The organism is Embleya sp. NPDC001921, assembly GCF_053594475.1.
Genome location: NZ_JBSFEO010000016.1, coordinates 182,115 through 198,012, shown reverse-complemented (window position 1 = coordinate 198,012; position 15,898 = coordinate 182,115). Strand labels below are relative to the sequence as shown.

Genomic DNA, 15,898 nt, shown 5'->3' with positions numbered 1-15,898 from the left:
GCCTAACCATGCGGTGCGCCCGGATGCCGCGCGGTCGGCGGCGCGGATGGCGGTGCGGCCGGCGTCCACCCGCGCACCCGCGCCTGTCGCCGTCCGCCGGCCCGGTCCGCCGAACGGGTGGACGCGGTCCGGTAACGACCTTGCCGGACACCCTTGACAGTGCCGAGAGGGCGGGCCTAATTTCCTCTACAACTCTTAGGAAGGTTTCCTAACAGTGGCGAGAGGGAGAACCGCTCATGGCCGGAAGCACCGAGCGCGGCGCGGGAGCGTCCGGGCGGGAGCAGGCCGGGCGGCCGAGCCTCTTGCGGGCCATCAACGACCGGGCCGCGCTCGAACTCCTCTTGCGGCACGGGCGGCTGTCCCGGGGCCAGATCGGCTCGATGACGGGCTTGTCGAAGCCGACCGCCTCACAGCTGCTCTCCCGCCTGGAGGCGGCCGGCCTGGTCGTCGGGGTCGGTACCACCGAGGGTGGCCGCGGACCGGGCGCCCAGCTGTACGAGATCAACCCCGCGGCGGGACACATCGCGGGCCTGGACGTCACGCCCGCCCGGATCCGGGTGGCCATCGCCGACCTGGCCGGACGGGTGGTCGGTGAGCACGAACTGCCCACGCCACGCCGCGAGGCGGCGGACACCCCCGGCCGGATCCGGGACGCGGTACGCGCCGCGGCCAGGCCCGCCGGCCTCGATCTCGCCGATCTCGCCCACGTGGTGATCGGCATCCCCGGCGCGTTCGACCCGACCACCGAACAGTTCCGCTACGGCCGGCACCTCGCGGGCTGGCACACCCCCGGCGTACTGGACGCCATCCGCGAGGAACTCGGCCTGACCGTGGACGTGGAGAACGACGTCAACCTGGCCGCCCTCGCCGAACAGCGGGACGGATCCGCGCGCGACGGCGGCGACTTCGTCCTGCTGTGGGTCGACGAGGGCATCGGGTGCGCGATCGTGCTCGGCGGCCGACTGCACCGGGGTTCCACCGGTGGCGCGGGCGAGGTCGGCTACATGCCGATGCCCGGCGCCCCGCTGCCGCACGACGTCAGCCGCCGCAACACCGGCGGCTTCCAGCAACTCGCGGGCGCGCCCGCGGTGTTGTCCCTGGCCCGCGCCTACGGGGTGGGCAGCCGCACCGCGCCGCAGGCGGTCGCCCGAGCGGTGCGCGCCACCGACTCGCGCGGTGAAGCCTTCCTCGACGAGTTGGCCAACCGGCTCGCGGTGGGCCTCGCGGTGATCGTCTCGGTGCTCGATCCGGGGCTCGTCGTGTTGTCGGGGGCCATCCCGATGGCCGGCGGCGAGGCGTTGCGCTCGCGCGTGGTGGGCGAGCTGCACCGCCTCGCGATCCCGCGCCCGCGCGTCGTGCTCGGCGACGTACCCGCCAACCCCGTCCTCACCGGCGCCGTACACGCGGCGCTCGACGTCGCGCGTGACGTCGTCTTCACCACGACCTGACGCACCCACGCACCACCGCAGCACCGCACGGCACCACACGACCGGACCGTCGCCTCCGCACGCGCGTGTACCGACCGATGCCCAGGCCCCCGCCTCGGCCCTCGGTCCCCCACCCGTACCACCGGCATCGTCGGCACCTTCGACGTCGCCGACTCCACCGGCACCACGGATCGACCGCAACACGCTCGCACGACAGGGCTCTTCGCAGCAGCCCAGGCTCCGCCGTACCACCGCAAGGCCCCCGGCGCCGCTCGTCCCGGCCGCGCCGCAGCCATCTCCGGAGGAGGACCCAGTGCACAGACTCCCACGGCTTCGTCGTTCCATCACGACCCTCGCGTGTGCCGCCACGCTCGCCCTGATGGCCTCCGCGTGCGCCGGCGACGACGGCGGCTCGGGAACCGGTGCGAACGAGGCGCCCGACAAGAAGGTCACCATCACCTTCTGGCACGGCTGGAGCGCCGAGAGCGAGACCAAGGCGGTCGAGGACCTGGTCGCCAAGTTCAACGTGAAGCACCCCAACATCAAGGTCAAGATCGTCTCCAACGTCACCGACGACAAGATCACCCAGGGCATCCGCTCCGGCAAGGGCCCGGACGTGGTCTCCTCGTTCACCACCGACAACGTCGGCCAGTTCTGTACGTCGGGCTCGTGGACCGATCTGGCGCCGTGGCTGGCCAAGTCCGGCATCGATGTGGCCTCGACCTTCCCCAAGCCGGTGCTGGACTACACCCAATTCCAGGGCAAGCGCTGCGCGTTGCCGCTGCTCGCCGACGCCTACGGCCTGTACTACAACAAGGACATGTTCGCCGCCGCGGGCATCACCCAGCCGCCGAAGACGTTCACCGAGCTGACCGAGACGGCCAAGAAGCTCAACCAGTTCAACGGAGACGGGACGTTCAAGGTGGCCGGCTTCGTGCCGACCTTCCACGCCTACGAGTTCTCCGCCGCGCACACGCTGGCCCAGTTCGGCCCGACGTACCAGACGCCCGACGGCAAGTCGAACCTGTCCAAGGACCCGGTCGTCCCGCAGTTCTTCAACTGGCAGAAGCAATTCGTGGAGAGCCAGGGCGGGTTCGACAAGCTGGAGAAGTTCCGCACCACGTTCGGTGAGGAGTTCTCCGCGGAGAACCCGTTCATGAGCGGCAAGCTCGCGATGACCATGGACGGCGAGTGGCGCACCGCGATGATCGCCCAGGACGCGCCGAAGCTGAACTACGGCACCGCGCCGTTCCCGGTCCCGGACGACCAGGCCGACAAGTACGGCCGCAGCTACCTCACCGGAACCACCATCGGCATCGCCAAGTCCAGCCACCACCAGGCCGCCGCTTGGGAGTTCGTCAAGTTCGTGACCACCGACACCGAGGCGCTGAACGCGTTCTCGCAGGCGATCCACAACGTGCCCAGCACCAACGCCGCGCTGGCCGCGTCGCCGCTGGCCAACGACGAGCACTTCAAGCCGTTCATCGACGCCTTCAAGCACCCCGCCAGCAACACCACGCCGGCCAGCCCCAACGGCGGCAAGTACCAGGTCACCCTGTCCGAGTACGCCTACAAGTGGGAGGCCGGCCAGGGTGGTGACCTGACCAAGAGCCTGGCCGATCTGGACAAGCAGATCGACACCGACGTGGCCCAGGTCAAGTGATCCGATGACCACGACCGCCCCCGCGGCGGCGAAGGTCCCGGCGGCGCTGCGTAGGCAGCGCCGCCGGCGGAACCTGCGCACGCTCGCGTTCCTGTCCCCGTGGCTGATCGGCTTCTCGGTCTTCTTCGCGTATCCGCTCGGCGCGACCGTGTACTACTCGTTCACCCGCTACGACCTGATCAACGCGCCGGTCTGGGTGGGCATGCGCAACTGGAACTACGTGCTCAACGACTACCCGCCGCTGTGGCAGGCGTTGCGCAACACGCTGTGGCTGGTGGCGGTGATGGTCACCCTGCGGGTGATCTTCGGCCTGAGCCTGGGCATGTTGGCGATCCGGCTCAAGCGCGGCGGCGGGCTCTTCCGCACGCTGTCCTACCTGCCCTACCTGGCCCCGCCGGTGGCCGCCACGATCGGCTTCGCGTTCCTGCTCAACCCCGGCACCGGACCGGTCAACCACCTGCTCGGCAACGTCGGTATGCCGCAGCCGGGTTGGTTCAACGACCCGGACTGGTCCAAGCCGGCGCTGACCCTGCTCGCCCTGTGGGGCATCGGCGACCTGCTGGTGATCTTCACCGCGTCGCTGCTGGACGTACCGCGCGAGCAGTACGAGGCGGCCGAGTTGGACGGCGTCGGGCCGTGGCAGCGCTTCCGCTATGTGACCTGGCCGGCGATCACCCCGGTGGTGCTGTTCGCCGTGGTCACCGGCGTGATCCAGACGATGCAGTACTACACGCAGGCGATGGTGGCCGGGAAGGTCGCCAGCGGCATCATCGGCAACTCCGGCCAGTCCTTCGAACCGGGCTACCCGCAGGGCACCACGCTGACCCTGCCGCAACTGGTCTACGAGGAAGGCTTCTCCACCTTCAACACGGGTGCCGCGTGTGTGATCTCGCTGCTCCTGTTCGTGATCGCGATGGCGTTCACCTTCCTGCTGCTGCGCCGTCGCTCGGGCCTGCTCGACGACGACTGACGGGCTGCGGGACGACGACCGAGCGTGCGGCCGGACCGCGTCCGCTCCCCTCACCGGCCACGGGACTCCCGGACCGGTACCCCGAGTTCGACGATCCACCGTGCCCAGAAGGGATCGGATCCATGGCCCAGACCGTCACGGCCGAGGCCGCCGGCATCAAGCCCGCGCTCGCGCCCGCCCGGACGCCGCCGCGCCCACGACGGCGCAAGCGCGTACTGACCTGGATCGGCGTGCACACGCTCGCCGTCACCGCCGTACTGTTCTTCGTCCTGCCGTTCGTGTTCCTGTTCCTGACCTCGGTGATGAGCAACAAGCAGGCGCTGACCAGCGACCTGTGGCCCACCTCGTGGGAGTGGGGCAACTACAAGAAGGTGCTGGAGACCCCGGGCTTCGGCACGTGGTGGCGCAACACGCTGATGTACGCCGGACTCGGCACCCTGTTCACCGTGGTCTCCAGCCTGCCGGTGGCCTACGCGCTGGCGAAGTTCCGGTTCCGCTTCCGGGGCGTGGCGCTGATGCTGGTGATCTCGTCGATGATGTTGCCGCCGCAGGTGATCGTCATCCCGATGTACATCTTCTGGGCCAAGCAGATGCACCTGAGCGGGACGTTGTGGCCGCTGATCATCCCGATGGCCTTCGGCGACGCGTTCACCATCTTCCTGCTGCGCCAGTTCCTGCTCACCATCCCGTCCGAATACCTGGACGCGGCCCGGGTGGACGGGTGCGGCGAACTGCGCATCCTGATCTCGATCGTGGTGCCGATGATCCGGCCGGCCATCGCGGCGGTCGCGCTGTTCCAGTTCTTCTACTGCTGGAACGACTACTTCGGTCCACAGGTGTACGCGTCCGAGAATCCGGGCGCGTGGACCCTGTCCTACGGCCTGGAGTCGTTCAAGGGCGCACATCAGGTCAATTGGAATCTCATGATGGCCGCCACGCTCCTCGTGATGGCGCCGGTGATCCTCGTGTTCTTCTTCGCCCAGAAGGCGTTCATCGAGGGCGTGACTTTGACGGGAGTAAAGGGTTGAAGCTCGCGGTGGTGGGCGGAGGGTCCACGTATACGCCCGAACTGGCCGACGGATTGGGCCGGTTGAGCGGAACCTTGCCGGTCGACGAGCTCGTGCTCGTGGATCCGGTGATCGAACGACTCGAGCCGGTCGGCGCGGTGGTGCGCCGCATCCTGGCCCGGTACGGACACCCGGCCCGGGTGGTGTTGACCGACGACCTGGACGCGGAGGTCGAGGACTGCGACGCGGTGCTCTTCCAGCTCCGGGTGGGCGGTCAGGAGGCCCGCGCGCAGGACGAGGAGTGGCCGCTGGACTGCGGCTGCGTGGGACAGGAGACCACCGGCGCGGGTGGCCTGGCCAAGGCCCTGCGCACGGTACCGGTGGTGCTGGACGCGGCCGAACGGGTGCGCCGCGCCGCGCCGAAGGCGTGGATCGTCGACTTCACCAACCCGGTGGGCATCGTCACCCGCGCCCTGCTGGACGCGGGTCACCGCGCGGTGGGGCTGTGCAACGTCGCGATCGGCTTCCAGCGGCGCTTCGCCGCGATGCTCGACGTGGCGCCGAACCGGGTGCGGCTGGACCACGTCGGGCTCAACCACCTGACCTGGGAACGCGGATTGCACGTCCTGGACGGGTCGGGCGAGCCGGGTCCGGACCTGCTCCCGACGCTGCTCGCCGAGCACGGCCCGGCGATCGCCGCGGACATCGAGCTGCCGGTGGAGCTGCTGCGCGCGCAGGGCACCGTGCCGTCGTACTACCTGCGCTACTTCTACGCGCACGACGCGGTGGTCTCCCAGCAGCGGCACACCGCGTCGAGGGCGCAGCAAGTGGCGGCGATCGAGCGGGAGTTGCTGGAGCTGTACAAGGATCCGACGCTGGACTCCAAGCCCGCGCTGCTGGAGAACCGGGGCGGGGCCTACTACTCGGAGGCGGCGGTGGCGCTGGTGGCCGCGCTGCTGGGCACGAGCACCGACGAGGGCGACCGGATCCAGGTCGCCGACGTGCGCAACAACGGCACGTTGCCGTTTCTGCCGGACGACGCGGTGATCGAGGTACCGTCCCTCGTCGACGCGAGCGGCGCGACGCCGCTCCCGGTGGCGCCGCTGGGGCCGCTGCACTCCGGGCTGATCGCGCACGTGGCCGCGTACGAGGAGCTGGCGCTGGACGCGGCGCTGCGCGGTGGACGCGATCGGGTGGTCACCGCGCTGCTCGCCCATCCGCTGGTCGGGCAGTACGACATCGCCGAGGCGCTCACCGACCGTTTGTTGGCGGCGGGCAAGGAGCACCTGCCGTGGGCCCGGTGACGGAGGGCGGGACCGATTCCCGCGCATCGGTCCCAGCCGTGCTCGCGATCGACGCGGGCAACTCCAAGACCGACGTCGCGGTGGTCGACGCGGACGGTCGGGTGTGGGGGCGGGGCCGGGGTGCGGGGTACGCGCCGTACCAACTCGGCCAGGACGTGGCGGTCGAGCGCGTCGCCGCGCTGGTCGAGGACGTGTTGCGAACGGCCGCGGGGGTCGGGCCGGTGGAGCACATCGCGGCCTACCTGGCCAACATCGACCTGCCGGTGGAGGAGCAGCGGCTGCGCAAGGAGTTCGAGGATCGCGGCTGGGCCCGTACGGTCACCGTCGGCAACGACACGTTCGCGGTGCTGCGTTCGGGCACCGACACCCCGCGCGGGGTCGCGGTGGTGTGCGGGGCCGGGATCAACTGCGTCGGTCTGTTGCCGGACGGCCGGACCGCGCGCTTCCCGTCGCTGGGGCGGATGACCGGCGACTGGGGCGGCGGGCTGGGCCTGATGGAGGAGGTGATGTGGTCGTCGGTCCGGGCCGAGGACGGACGGGGTCCGGCAACCGCCTTGGCGGGCGCGACGGCCGACCACTTCGGTCTGGCGTCGGCGACCGCGGTGGCCGAGGCTGTGCACCTGGGCGAGCTGTCCGGGGAACGGTTGCACGAACTGGTCCCGTTGTTGTTCCGGATCGCCGAGGCCGGGGACGCGGTGGCGGGCGAGGTGGTCGAGCGCCAGGCCGGGGAGATCTCGATGATGGCGGTGATCGCGCTGCGGCGGCTGGATCTGCTCGCGGAGGAGACCGACGTCGTGCTGGGCGGCGGGGTCCTCGCGGCCCGGCCGCCGCTGTTGATGGCGGCGGTCGAGCGGCTGATCCTGCGTTCCGCGCCGCGGGCGGTGTTGCGGGTCGCGGTCGATCCGCCGGTGGTGGGGGCGGCCCTGTTGGGCCTGGATCGGCTGCGCTCGGACGGCCGGGCGCCGGCCGACCCGGGGGGCGAGGCGGAGCGCCTGTTGCGCACGCGGTGGACGCGGACGTCGGCCTGAGCGGGGGCTGAGCCGAGGTCGGTCCCGGGTGGGCGGGGGGTGTCGGTGGTCGCGGGTGGTCGCGGGCGGTCGACCCCCGCTCGACCGGGGTAGCGCGCCCAATACCGCGCGTGTGCGCGTCGGTCGCATACGATCCCGGCGGGGCGGGACGATCCGCGACGGGGCCCACAGGATGCGGACGAGGACGACAGTGGGCGATTTCGCGTGATCGACGGCTCGATATCGGGCTTCACCCGCGACCGCGCGACGTGGCTGCTGTACCTGCACATGGCCGCGTTCGGCTACTTCCTGTACTGCTTCGGCCCCTCGGTCACGCTGCTCGGCGACGACCTGGGCGTAAGCAACGCGGTGGCGGCGCTGCACAGTACGGCGTACGCGGCGGCGGGCGTGTTGATCGCGCTGCTGGGCGATCGGCCGATGCGCCGGTTCGGGCGCGGGCGCACGTTGTGGGCGGGCTGTGTGTTGCTGAGCGCGGGTGTGCTGGCGTACTGCGCGGCGGGCACGCCGGCGGTGTCGCTGAGCGCGGCCCTGCTGTGCGGCTTCGGCGCGTTCCTGGTGGTCAACGTCGCCGGCACGGCGCTCGCCGACCATCATGGTCCGATCGCCGGGCCGAGCGCGCTGAGCGAGGCGAACGGCCTCGCGGCCGGCGTCGGGATGGCCGCGCCCCTCCTGATCGGCGTGCTGGACTCCTCCGGTGCGGGATGGCGCTGGGCCATGATCGTGGTCCCGGCCCTCTTCGGCGCCCTGGCGCTGACCTTCGCCCGCACCCCGATCCCGGACCTGCCCCGCCCGAAGCCGACGCCTCCGGCGGTCACGGGCGGATCGGGTGGACCGTCCGAGCCGGAAGAGTCACCCGAGTCGCGTGAGTCACGTGAGTCACGTGAGTCACGTGAGTCACGCGAGTCACGCGAGTCGCTGCCCACGGCCTACTGGTGGGCGTGGCTGTTGACGGTGTGCTCGGTGGCGGTCGAATTCTCCCTCTCCCTCTGGGCCTCCACACTGCTGCGCGATCGCACCGGGATGTCCGAGAGCGCGGCCGCCACCGCGATGACCGCCGTGGTGGCCGGCCTGTGCCTGGGCCGCCTGGTCGGCGGCCGGCTCGCGCTGCGGGTCGCGCTGGATCGGCTGTACGGCGGCGCCGTCGCGGTGAACCTGGTCGGCTTCGCGCTGTTTTGGTCGGCCACGGTCCCCTGGCTCGCCTACGTCGGCCTCTTCATCTCCGGCCTGGGCATGTCCGTGCAATTCCCGCTGGCCACCGCCGCCGCGATCCGCGCCGCCGCCGGCCGAACCGACCTCGCCGTCTCCCGCCTGGCCGTAGCCACCACCCTCGCCGCCGGCGGCGCCCCCTTCCTCCTCGGCCTCGCCACCGACCTCATGCCGGTCCGCGTCGCCTTCCTCCTCCTCCCGATCCTCCTGGTCACCTCGATCCCCCTACTCCACAAAACCACCCACACCCGAGCCTGAGCGACGAGCCCACAGACGACGAGCAGCGGGCCGGGAACGCACGAGGCGGCGAGCCGGCGGGCGGCCCGCACAGGTGGCGAGGCGCCCCTGCAAGACGGGCGGGCGCCCCTGGCCCCGCACCCCGCGCCACTCCCCCGCGCCCCGCGCCCCGCGCGCCTACGCGCCGACCTGCCCCGTCACACCCCGTACGCCCGCGCGCTCGCGCGACCGCGCGACCGGGACGTCTCCGGGTTCGTGTGAGGTGGGGGTGAGCGGGTAGGCGGCTTTTGCGGGGGACGATCATCGACCTCTGGACAAGGATGAAGCCATGTTCCTTTTGGGACTGCTGCTCGCCGCGTGCGCCGGAGCGTTCGCGGCTCTGCTGATCGCCTACAACACGTCGGGCGGGCCCGAGTACACGGTGAGCATCTTCGACACCGACATGGTCACGCTCAACTCGCTGGCGATCTTCTGCGCCGGCCTGGCGCTCGGCCTGATCTTCTGCCTCGGTCTGCTCATGATGGGCGGCAAGGCGCGGATGAGCCGGGCTCGCCGCAACCGCGAACGGCGCGCCCTCGACCGCGCCGCCCTCGAACGCCAATCCGCCGCCGCCCGCGAGGAAGCCGCCCAGGCCCGTGAGCGCGCCGCGCAGGCCGAAGCCCATGCCGAGCACACCGGCCACGAACCCCGGGCAGCCGACCAAACCACAGCCACCTGGTCCGCCGATCCCGCCGACCACCCCCGTAGCCGCACCGGCCCCGGCGGCTCCCACGGCCCCAACTGGAACGACAACAAGTAAACGAGCAGCAGCACCACCCGGCGAAGGCCCTCGTACCGAGCAGGTGCGAGGGCCTTCGCCGGGTGTGCTCACAACACGTACGGCCAGAGTTCGAGCCAAGGCGTCTCGAAGCGGATCACGTCGCCCACCGACAGGTCCTCGACTCCCCGGGCCACGTCGATCGTGATGATCCCGGGGCCCAGCCGCATCACGACCCCGCGCGGATCAGATCCGCCGACCCGCTCCAGCACGCCGGACACCGCCATCCCGTCGCCCACCGGCGAGAACCCGGTGGGCGCCGGCGCCCCCACCGGCACGCGCGTCCAGTCCACGACGTCGTCCGGCGCATCGACCTCGACGTCGTACCACTCCCCCGGCATCGGCAACCGGTGCGGAAAGGAGCGCCCGACGTTCCAATAACCGATCCCGTCGCCGATCTCGGACGTGAACACGACCCGCCTCGGCTCGGCATCCGCACGTCGCAGCACTCGAATCCGCATCCGCCCCCTTACCCTCCCGCCCGCACGTTCGCCGCCGCCGTCGCCGCCTCCGTCCCCACAAGGTGGGGGTACGCGGCGGAACGGCCCTGGAAGCTGAGGATCTTCGGATTCCGGATCACGCCGTCGCGGATCTCGATCGCGTTCGCGATGGTCGGGTCCGCGTCCCACGCGGCCGGGCCGTCCATCACCGTGCCGAGATAGGGGACGAGGGCCTCACTGATCTCCCAGGTCGCGGAGTCCCACAGGTAGGACGGGCTGTGGTCGACCGCGTAGTAGTGGCAGTTGTCCCCGACCGTGAACATCGGTTCCTCGAAGGTGGTCGGGCGGGCCCATTCGAAGCCCATCCCCTCGTCGCACGAGACGTCGACGAAGAACGAACCCGGCCGATACTCCGGCAGATCCCGGTCCAGTACGAACGTCAACGGCGCGTCGGTGTCCTGCCGGACGCAGTTCACCACGATGTCGTAGCCGGCGAGGTGGCTGCCCAGCGGCACCGGCCCGTCCTCGGTGAGCGCGTCCAACCGTGACGAGTCGTCCTCGCCGGGCTGGAAGTGGCCCATCACGACCGAGGGCATCGGCGAAGCGACCGCCACCGCGTCCCGCGCCGTCAACACCGTCACATCCGAAACACCCATCGCCTCCAGGGCTATCACCGCGCCACGCGCGGTCGCGCCGAAGCTGAGCACCGCCGCACGCATCCGCCGACCGTAGCTGCCGGTCGCGCCACCGAGCGCGAGCGCGTGCAACACCGAGCAGTAGCCGGCCAGTTCGTTGTTCTTGTGGAACACATGAACACTGAACGCGCCTGCCGCGGTCCAGTGATTCATCTCCTCCCACGCGATCATCGTCAGTCTGCGATCGATCCCCAACTGGGTCATCGTCGGATCCTGCACACAGTGCGGCCAACCCCACAGCACCTGGCCGTCGCGCAACGCGGCGACATCCTCGTGGGTCGGCTTGGGCAACAGCACCACGTCGCTCTCGGCGAGCAGCCGCTTACGCGGCAGCAACCCGGCCACGTGCCGAACCAGTTCACCGTCGGCGACGCCGAAGCGCTCGCCGTACCCCTCCTCCAGGAACAGGTTCTCGCGCACGTCCGGGGCGATCCGCTCGAAGTGCAGCGGGTGAACCGGTAGCCGGTGCTCGTTCTCCTTGAGTGAGGAGCCGAGAATGCCGATGGTCATGCGGGTCCTGCGAATCATGAGATTCCTTAGGTAGACCCCAAGTATCCGCCCTCGGGCCGACCCCGGCCCCGAGCCGCCCCGCGCACCCCGTCCCGCGCGGCCCGCGCACCCCGTCCCTCGCACTCGGGGCACGCCGCTCCACACCCCGCGTTCAGCCGGGCAGCGCGTTCACCGCCTCGTCCGCGGTGTCCTGCCACAGCGTGGTGATCGGGTCCGAGACCGCGATCCCGGGTGCGGGAGCGCCGATCTCGCTCGCGGTGAAGGTGCTGCCGACGTAGGCCGGATCGGCCGAGACGGTCAGGCTCGGCACGTAGCGCGCCGAGCCGCCGCGGTCGTCGGTGCGCAGGGCCGCGTACAACCGCCCGTCGGCGTCGAGCCGCCGCTCCCCGCTCGACACCGGCGGAACCGGCCGCGCGGAGCCGTCCAGACCGGCGAAGGTCACCGTCGGGAAGCGGTCGATCGTGCAGGCCGAACCGCCGACGTTGGTGACCGTGACGAGTACGACACTGCTCGCGATCGGCGGCAGGGCTTGCGCGTCGTAGGCGAGCGAGTCCTCGGCGCACGCGCGGGCGAGCGCGAGGACGCTCCCCTCGGCGCCTGCCGTCGAGGCCCCGCCGGCGACCAGGACGGACGACGCCAGGGCGATTGTGGTGACAGATGCGATGGTTCTCATACACTCTGTGTATCCACCGTGATGGTTGGCTACACACGCCGATGTACGCGTGCCTCCCACGGCCGGAGCACCGTCGCGTCGATCGGCCCCGCGTTCCCCAGGACGAGCGGCACGTCCGCCCATTCCGCCGCCAGGTCGGCCGGCACCGGAACCGCCTCGCCGGTGAAGTTGGCGAGCAGCAGGAGCGTGGTGTCGCGATACCGGCGGGTGAACGCGTACAGCCGCTCGTCGTCGGCCAGCAGCATCGTGAAGTCGCCGTGTACGACCGCCGGTTCGCTGTGCCTGAGGGCGATCAACCGGCGGTAGTGGTGGTACACCGAATCCGGATCGGCGACCGCCGCCGCCGCGTTGATCGTGCCGTGGTTGGGGTTGACCGGCAGCCACGGCGTGCCGGTGGTGAATCCGGCGTGCTCGGACGCGTCCCACTGCATCGGCGTACGCGCGTTGTCCCGTCCCCGCGCGCGCAGCCCGTCCAGGACCCGCGCCGGGTCCTCGCCCGCCCGGACGGCCTGCGCGTAGTGGCCCAGCGCCTCGATGTCGTGCACGTCCTCGATCGAGGCGAACGGCGCGTTGGTCATGCCCAGTTCCTCGCCCTGGTAGACGTAGGGCGTGCCCCGGTGCAGGTGCAGCACGGTGCCCAGCATGGTCGCCGAGCGCACCCGGTATTCGGGCCCGTCGTCGCCGAACCGCGAGACGATCCGCGGCTGGTCGTGGTTGTTCCAGTACAGGCTGTTCCAGCCGACCTCGGCGAGGCCGGTCTGCCAGCGGCCCAGCGAGGCCTTGAGGTCGGTCAACCGCAGCGGCCGCACGTCGAACTTGCTGCGGCCGAAGTCCAGTCCCACGTGCTCGAATTGGAAGACCATGTCCACCTCGCCGCGCGCCGGATCGGTGAACAGGCGGGCGTGCTCCAGCGTCACACCGGGCATCTCGCCCACGGTGAGCAGCCGTTCGGGTCGCCCGGCGAAGACCTCGCGATGCATCTCCTGGAGGTACTCGTGCACCCGGGGACCGCAGATGTAGTACGGCGAGCCGTCGCCGTAGAGGCCGTCGCCGTGCAGCGTGCCGTCCGGAAGGTCGGGATCCTTCGAGATCAGATTGATCACGTCCATCCGGAAACCGTCCACGCCGCGGTCCAACCACCACCGCATCAGCGCGTACACGGCCTGCCGGACCTGTGGGTTCTCCCAGTTGAGGTCGGGCTGCTTGGGGGAGAACAGGTGCAGGTAGTACTCCCCGCTCGCGACATCGTGTTGCCACGCCGACCCGGAGAAGAACGACCCCCAGTTGTTCGGCGCCGCCGACTCCGAGCCCGCAGACTCCGAACCCGCCGACCCCGAACCCGCCGACGCCGAACCCGCGGACCCCGAACCCGCCGATATGGACCCCACCGCCGCTGCCGCGCCCCCGTCCTTGCGCGCCGGCCGCCACCAGTACCAGTCCCGCTTGGCGCTGTTCGGCCCTTCGCGCGACTCGCGGAACCACGGGTGCTCGTCGGAGGTGTGGTTGACCACGAGGTCCATCACCAGCCGCATCCCGCGCTCGTGCACCGACGCGAGCAACCGGTCGAAGTCGGCCAGTGAGCCGAACAACGGTTCGATGTCCCGGTAGTCGCTGATGTCGTAGCCGTTGTCGTCCTGCGGCGACGGGTAGACCGGCGACAGCCACAACACGTCGACGCCCAGCTCCATCAGATAGTCGAGCCGCGCGGTGATCCCGGCCAGGTCCCCGATCCCGTCGCCGTTGGAGTCGGCGAAGCTGCGCGGATAGATCTGGTACACCACCGCGGACTTCCACCACGCGTCGTCCGAATCCCGCAAACCGTCGAGTGCCATCCCTCGTACCCGTCCCCTCCGCGTCGCCCACACCCCGGCGAAGCCCACCGAGGCCACCACGTCTGTCCTGCCCCACCGCACCCCGCCTCACCGGTCCGGCACGCGACCACCGCCCGTCCCGAGCCCGTCCCGCACTCGCCCCCGGGCCCGGCTGAACCGGACCCGGTGCGGCCGTTGCAGCGGCCTGGCGCCGGTCTGTTCGCGAAAGTGCCGGTTCGGGCTCCGCGCGCTCATCCCGGCGTGTGCGGCGATGTCGTCGAAAAGATCGGGTGCAAAGATCACCGTTCCGGGCAGATACCGGTCCTCGTACCAGGTCCGGCCGCGCGGCCGGCACCGGCGGCGGGTTCGCGAGGATCGGAACGATGGGGACGGTGCGGTGGAGCGACACGACGAGGCCGGCCCACGATCGCGGCCGTCGACGACCCGCGCACGGCGGCACGACTGGGACACCCGGCGCTGGCTGCTCGTCGGCGTCTCCGCAACGCTGGTGGTGCTGGCCCTGCTCGCGCTGCTCGGTGCCTGGGTGTTCGCGCGTTCGACCTCGGTCAACGGGCATCTGGTCGACGAGACCTCACCGGCACTGATCGCGGCGGTGCGGCTGGAGACCGCGTACGCCGACCAGGACGCCTCGGTCCGGGACTACGTCCTGACCGGGAACGCGCCGCTCCTGGAGGTGTACTCGGCGGGCCACGAGGTCGAGCGGGAACAGGTCGCCGTGCTGCGCGAGTTGTTGCGCGACGACCCGGCCGCGACGGATCGCCTGCGGCTGGTGCTGGAGCGCGCCCGGGTGTGGGAGGACCGGGTGATCCGCCCGGCCCTGACCGTCGCGCCCGGGAGCGTTCCACCGGCGGAGGTACGCGCGGCCCTCGCCGACCCGGCGCCCTACCCGGCGCTGCGCGCGGCCACGCGCGACCAGCGGGAGCGCCTCCAACGGCAGCGCGACGTGGCCCGGGCCGACCTCCAGGACGTGCGCGACCTGCGTACGTGGGTGTTCAGCGCGATCGCGCTGGTGATCGTGGCGGGCGCGATCATGGTGTTCGCGGGGCTGCGTCGCGGTGTCACGCTCCCGGTGGGCCGACTGGTGGCGGACGCGGACGCGGTGGCCCGGGGCGAGTTCGGGCACGAGATCGCCCCCACCGGACCGGCCGATCTGCGTACGTTGGCCCACGCGATGGAGGCGATGCGCCGCCGGCTCGCCGACGAACTGGCCTTCTCCGACGACGCCCGCCGTCGCCTGGACGAGCAGGCCACCGAGTTGCGCCGTTCGAACTCCGACCTGGAACAGTTCGCCTACGTCGCCTCGCACGACCTCCGGGAGCCGCTGCGCAAGGTGGCGAGTTTCTGCCGGCTCCTGGAGAAGCGGTACCAGGGCCGACTGGACGAGCGCGCCGACCGGTACATCGCCTTCGCGGTGGACGGCGCGGTCCGGATGCAGACCCTGATCGACGACCTGCTCGCCTTCTCCCGGATCGGCCGCAGGCCGGCGAACGAAGCCTCGGTGGACCTGAACGCGGTGTTCGAGACGGTGGTCGGCGACCTCGACATCGCGATCCGCGAGGCGGACGCCGAGGTCGCCCACGACCCGCTGCCCACCGTGCGCGGCGATCGCACCCAACTGTCCCTGGTGCTCCAGAACCTGATCGCCAACGCGGTGAAGTTCCGCGAGCCGGACCGGCCGGCGCATGTCGCGGTGCGCGCGGAGCCGGTGGACGGGATGTGGCGGATCTCGGTGACCGACGACGGCATCGGCATCGATCCGGCCCAGGCCGACCGGATCTTCGTGATCTTCCAGCGCCTGCACACCCGCGAGGCGTATCCGGGCAACGGCATGGGCCTGGCCTTGTGCAAGCGCATCGTCGAGTTCCACAGCGGCACGATCGCGCTGGACCCCGACCACACCACCGGAACCCGGATCACCTTCACCCTCCCCATGACGGAACCACCCGAGGTGACACCGCCCGCCGCGATGCCGCCCACACAATCGCCGACCGAGGAGACTCCGATCGAGGAGACTCCGGCCGAGAAGAAGCCGGACGGGCGGAGTCCGAACGGGCGGAATCCGGACGGGAAGGCGCGGACCGAATAAGCG

Annotated in this window: 13 protein-coding genes; 9 read left to right on the top strand and 4 right to left on the bottom strand. The window is 70.9% G+C overall.

Going from position 1 to position 15,898, the window contains the following annotated elements; all coding sequences use genetic code 11:
- The first annotated feature begins 236 nt into the window (after positions 1–236).
- The 8 genes from ACWCPW_RS20575 to ACWCPW_RS20540 all read left to right on the top strand — a co-directional run bounded on the left by ACWCPW_RS20575 (position 237) and on the right by ACWCPW_RS20540 (position 9,641).
- Positions 237–1,448, top strand: coding sequence for an ROK family protein (locus ACWCPW_RS20575; protein ID WP_449763014.1), 1,212 nt, complete (start codon positions 237–239; stop codon positions 1,446–1,448).
- 358 nt (positions 1,449–1,806) lie between these two features.
- Complete coding sequence (locus tag ACWCPW_RS20570; RefSeq protein ID WP_449763028.1) at positions 1,807–3,090, top strand: ABC transporter substrate-binding protein; 1,284 nt, start codon at positions 1,807–1,809, stop codon at positions 3,088–3,090.
- A 4-nt stretch (positions 3,091–3,094) separates the two neighbouring features.
- On the top strand, positions 3,095–4,060 hold the full coding sequence (locus ACWCPW_RS20565; protein ID WP_449763013.1) for a carbohydrate ABC transporter permease: 966 nt from the start codon (positions 3,095–3,097) through the stop codon (positions 4,058–4,060).
- 122 nt (positions 4,061–4,182) lie between these two features.
- A complete protein-coding gene (locus ACWCPW_RS20560; protein WP_449763012.1) occupies positions 4,183–5,088 on the top strand; it encodes a carbohydrate ABC transporter permease in 906 nt (301 codons plus the stop codon).
- The gene (locus ACWCPW_RS20555; protein WP_449763011.1) at positions 5,085–6,371 is read left to right on the top strand and encodes a 6-phospho-beta-glucosidase; all 1,287 of its coding nucleotides are present in this window, start codon (positions 5,085–5,087) and stop codon (positions 6,369–6,371) included. The genes ACWCPW_RS20560 and ACWCPW_RS20555 overlap by 4 nt, the downstream gene beginning before the upstream one ends.
- Complete coding sequence (locus ACWCPW_RS20550; RefSeq protein ID WP_449763010.1) at positions 6,359–7,399, top strand: N-acetylglucosamine kinase; 1,041 nt, start codon at positions 6,359–6,361, stop codon at positions 7,397–7,399. Before ACWCPW_RS20555 ends, ACWCPW_RS20550 begins: the two co-directional genes overlap by 13 nt.
- 204 nt (positions 7,400–7,603) lie before the next feature.
- A complete protein-coding gene (locus tag ACWCPW_RS20545; RefSeq protein WP_449763009.1) occupies positions 7,604–8,863 on the top strand; it encodes an MFS transporter in 1,260 nt (419 codons plus the stop codon).
- A 307-nt stretch (positions 8,864–9,170) separates the two neighbouring features.
- Positions 9,171–9,641 carry a hypothetical protein gene (locus tag ACWCPW_RS20540; protein WP_449763008.1) on the top strand — a complete coding sequence of 157 codons (471 nt, stop codon included), beginning with the start codon at positions 9,171–9,173 and terminating at the stop codon, positions 9,639–9,641.
- A 68-nt stretch (positions 9,642–9,709) separates the two neighbouring features.
- Here ACWCPW_RS20540 and ACWCPW_RS20535 read toward each other — a convergent pair whose 3' ends face one another.
- The 4 genes from ACWCPW_RS20535 to ACWCPW_RS20520 form a co-directional block, all read right to left on the bottom strand.
- Positions 9,710–10,072, bottom strand: a complete 363-nt coding sequence (locus tag ACWCPW_RS20535) for a hypothetical protein (protein WP_449763007.1) — start codon at positions 10,070–10,072, stop codon at positions 9,710–9,712.
- 56 nt (positions 10,073–10,128) lie between these two features.
- Positions 10,129–11,322, bottom strand: a complete 1,194-nt coding sequence (locus ACWCPW_RS20530) for a N(5)-(carboxyethyl)ornithine synthase (protein WP_449763006.1) — start codon at positions 11,320–11,322, stop codon at positions 10,129–10,131.
- A gap of 133 nt (positions 11,323–11,455) precedes the next feature.
- Positions 11,456–11,977 carry a DUF4232 domain-containing protein gene (locus ACWCPW_RS20525; protein WP_449763005.1) on the bottom strand — a complete coding sequence of 174 codons (522 nt, stop codon included), beginning with the start codon at positions 11,975–11,977 and terminating at the stop codon, positions 11,456–11,458.
- Positions 11,978–12,006: 29 nt separating this feature from the next.
- Positions 12,007–13,809 carry a glycoside hydrolase family 13 protein gene (locus ACWCPW_RS20520; protein WP_449763004.1) on the bottom strand — a complete coding sequence of 601 codons (1,803 nt, stop codon included), beginning with the start codon at positions 13,807–13,809 and terminating at the stop codon, positions 12,007–12,009.
- Between the two features lie 376 nt (positions 13,810–14,185).
- Between ACWCPW_RS20520 and ACWCPW_RS20515 the strand changes: the two genes are divergently transcribed.
- Entirely contained in the window at positions 14,186–15,895 is a 1,710-nt protein-coding gene (locus ACWCPW_RS20515) for a sensor histidine kinase (protein ID WP_449763003.1), read from the top strand.
- Positions 15,896–15,898 lie beyond the last annotated feature (3 nt).

Coding starts and splice junctions, on each gene's coding strand:
- ACWCPW_RS20575 (WP_449763014.1), top strand. CDS start 237: ATGGCCGGAAGCACCGAGCGCGGCGCGGGAGCGTCCGGGCGGGAGCAG.
- ACWCPW_RS20570 (WP_449763028.1), top strand. CDS start 1,807: ATGGCCTCCGCGTGCGCCGGCGACGACGGCGGCTCGGGAACCGGTGCG.
- ACWCPW_RS20565 (WP_449763013.1), top strand. CDS start 3,095: ATGACCACGACCGCCCCCGCGGCGGCGAAGGTCCCGGCGGCGCTGCGT.
- ACWCPW_RS20560 (WP_449763012.1), top strand. CDS start 4,183: ATGGCCCAGACCGTCACGGCCGAGGCCGCCGGCATCAAGCCCGCGCTC.
- ACWCPW_RS20540 (WP_449763008.1), top strand. CDS start 9,171: ATGTTCCTTTTGGGACTGCTGCTCGCCGCGTGCGCCGGAGCGTTCGCG.
- ACWCPW_RS20530 (WP_449763006.1), bottom strand. CDS start 11,322: ATGATTCGCAGGACCCGCATGACCATCGGCATTCTCGGCTCCTCACTC.
- ACWCPW_RS20525 (WP_449763005.1), bottom strand. CDS start 11,977: ATGAGAACCATCGCATCTGTCACCACAATCGCCCTGGCGTCGTCCGTC.
- ACWCPW_RS20520 (WP_449763004.1), bottom strand. CDS start 13,809: ATGGCACTCGACGGTTTGCGGGATTCGGACGACGCGTGGTGGAAGTCC.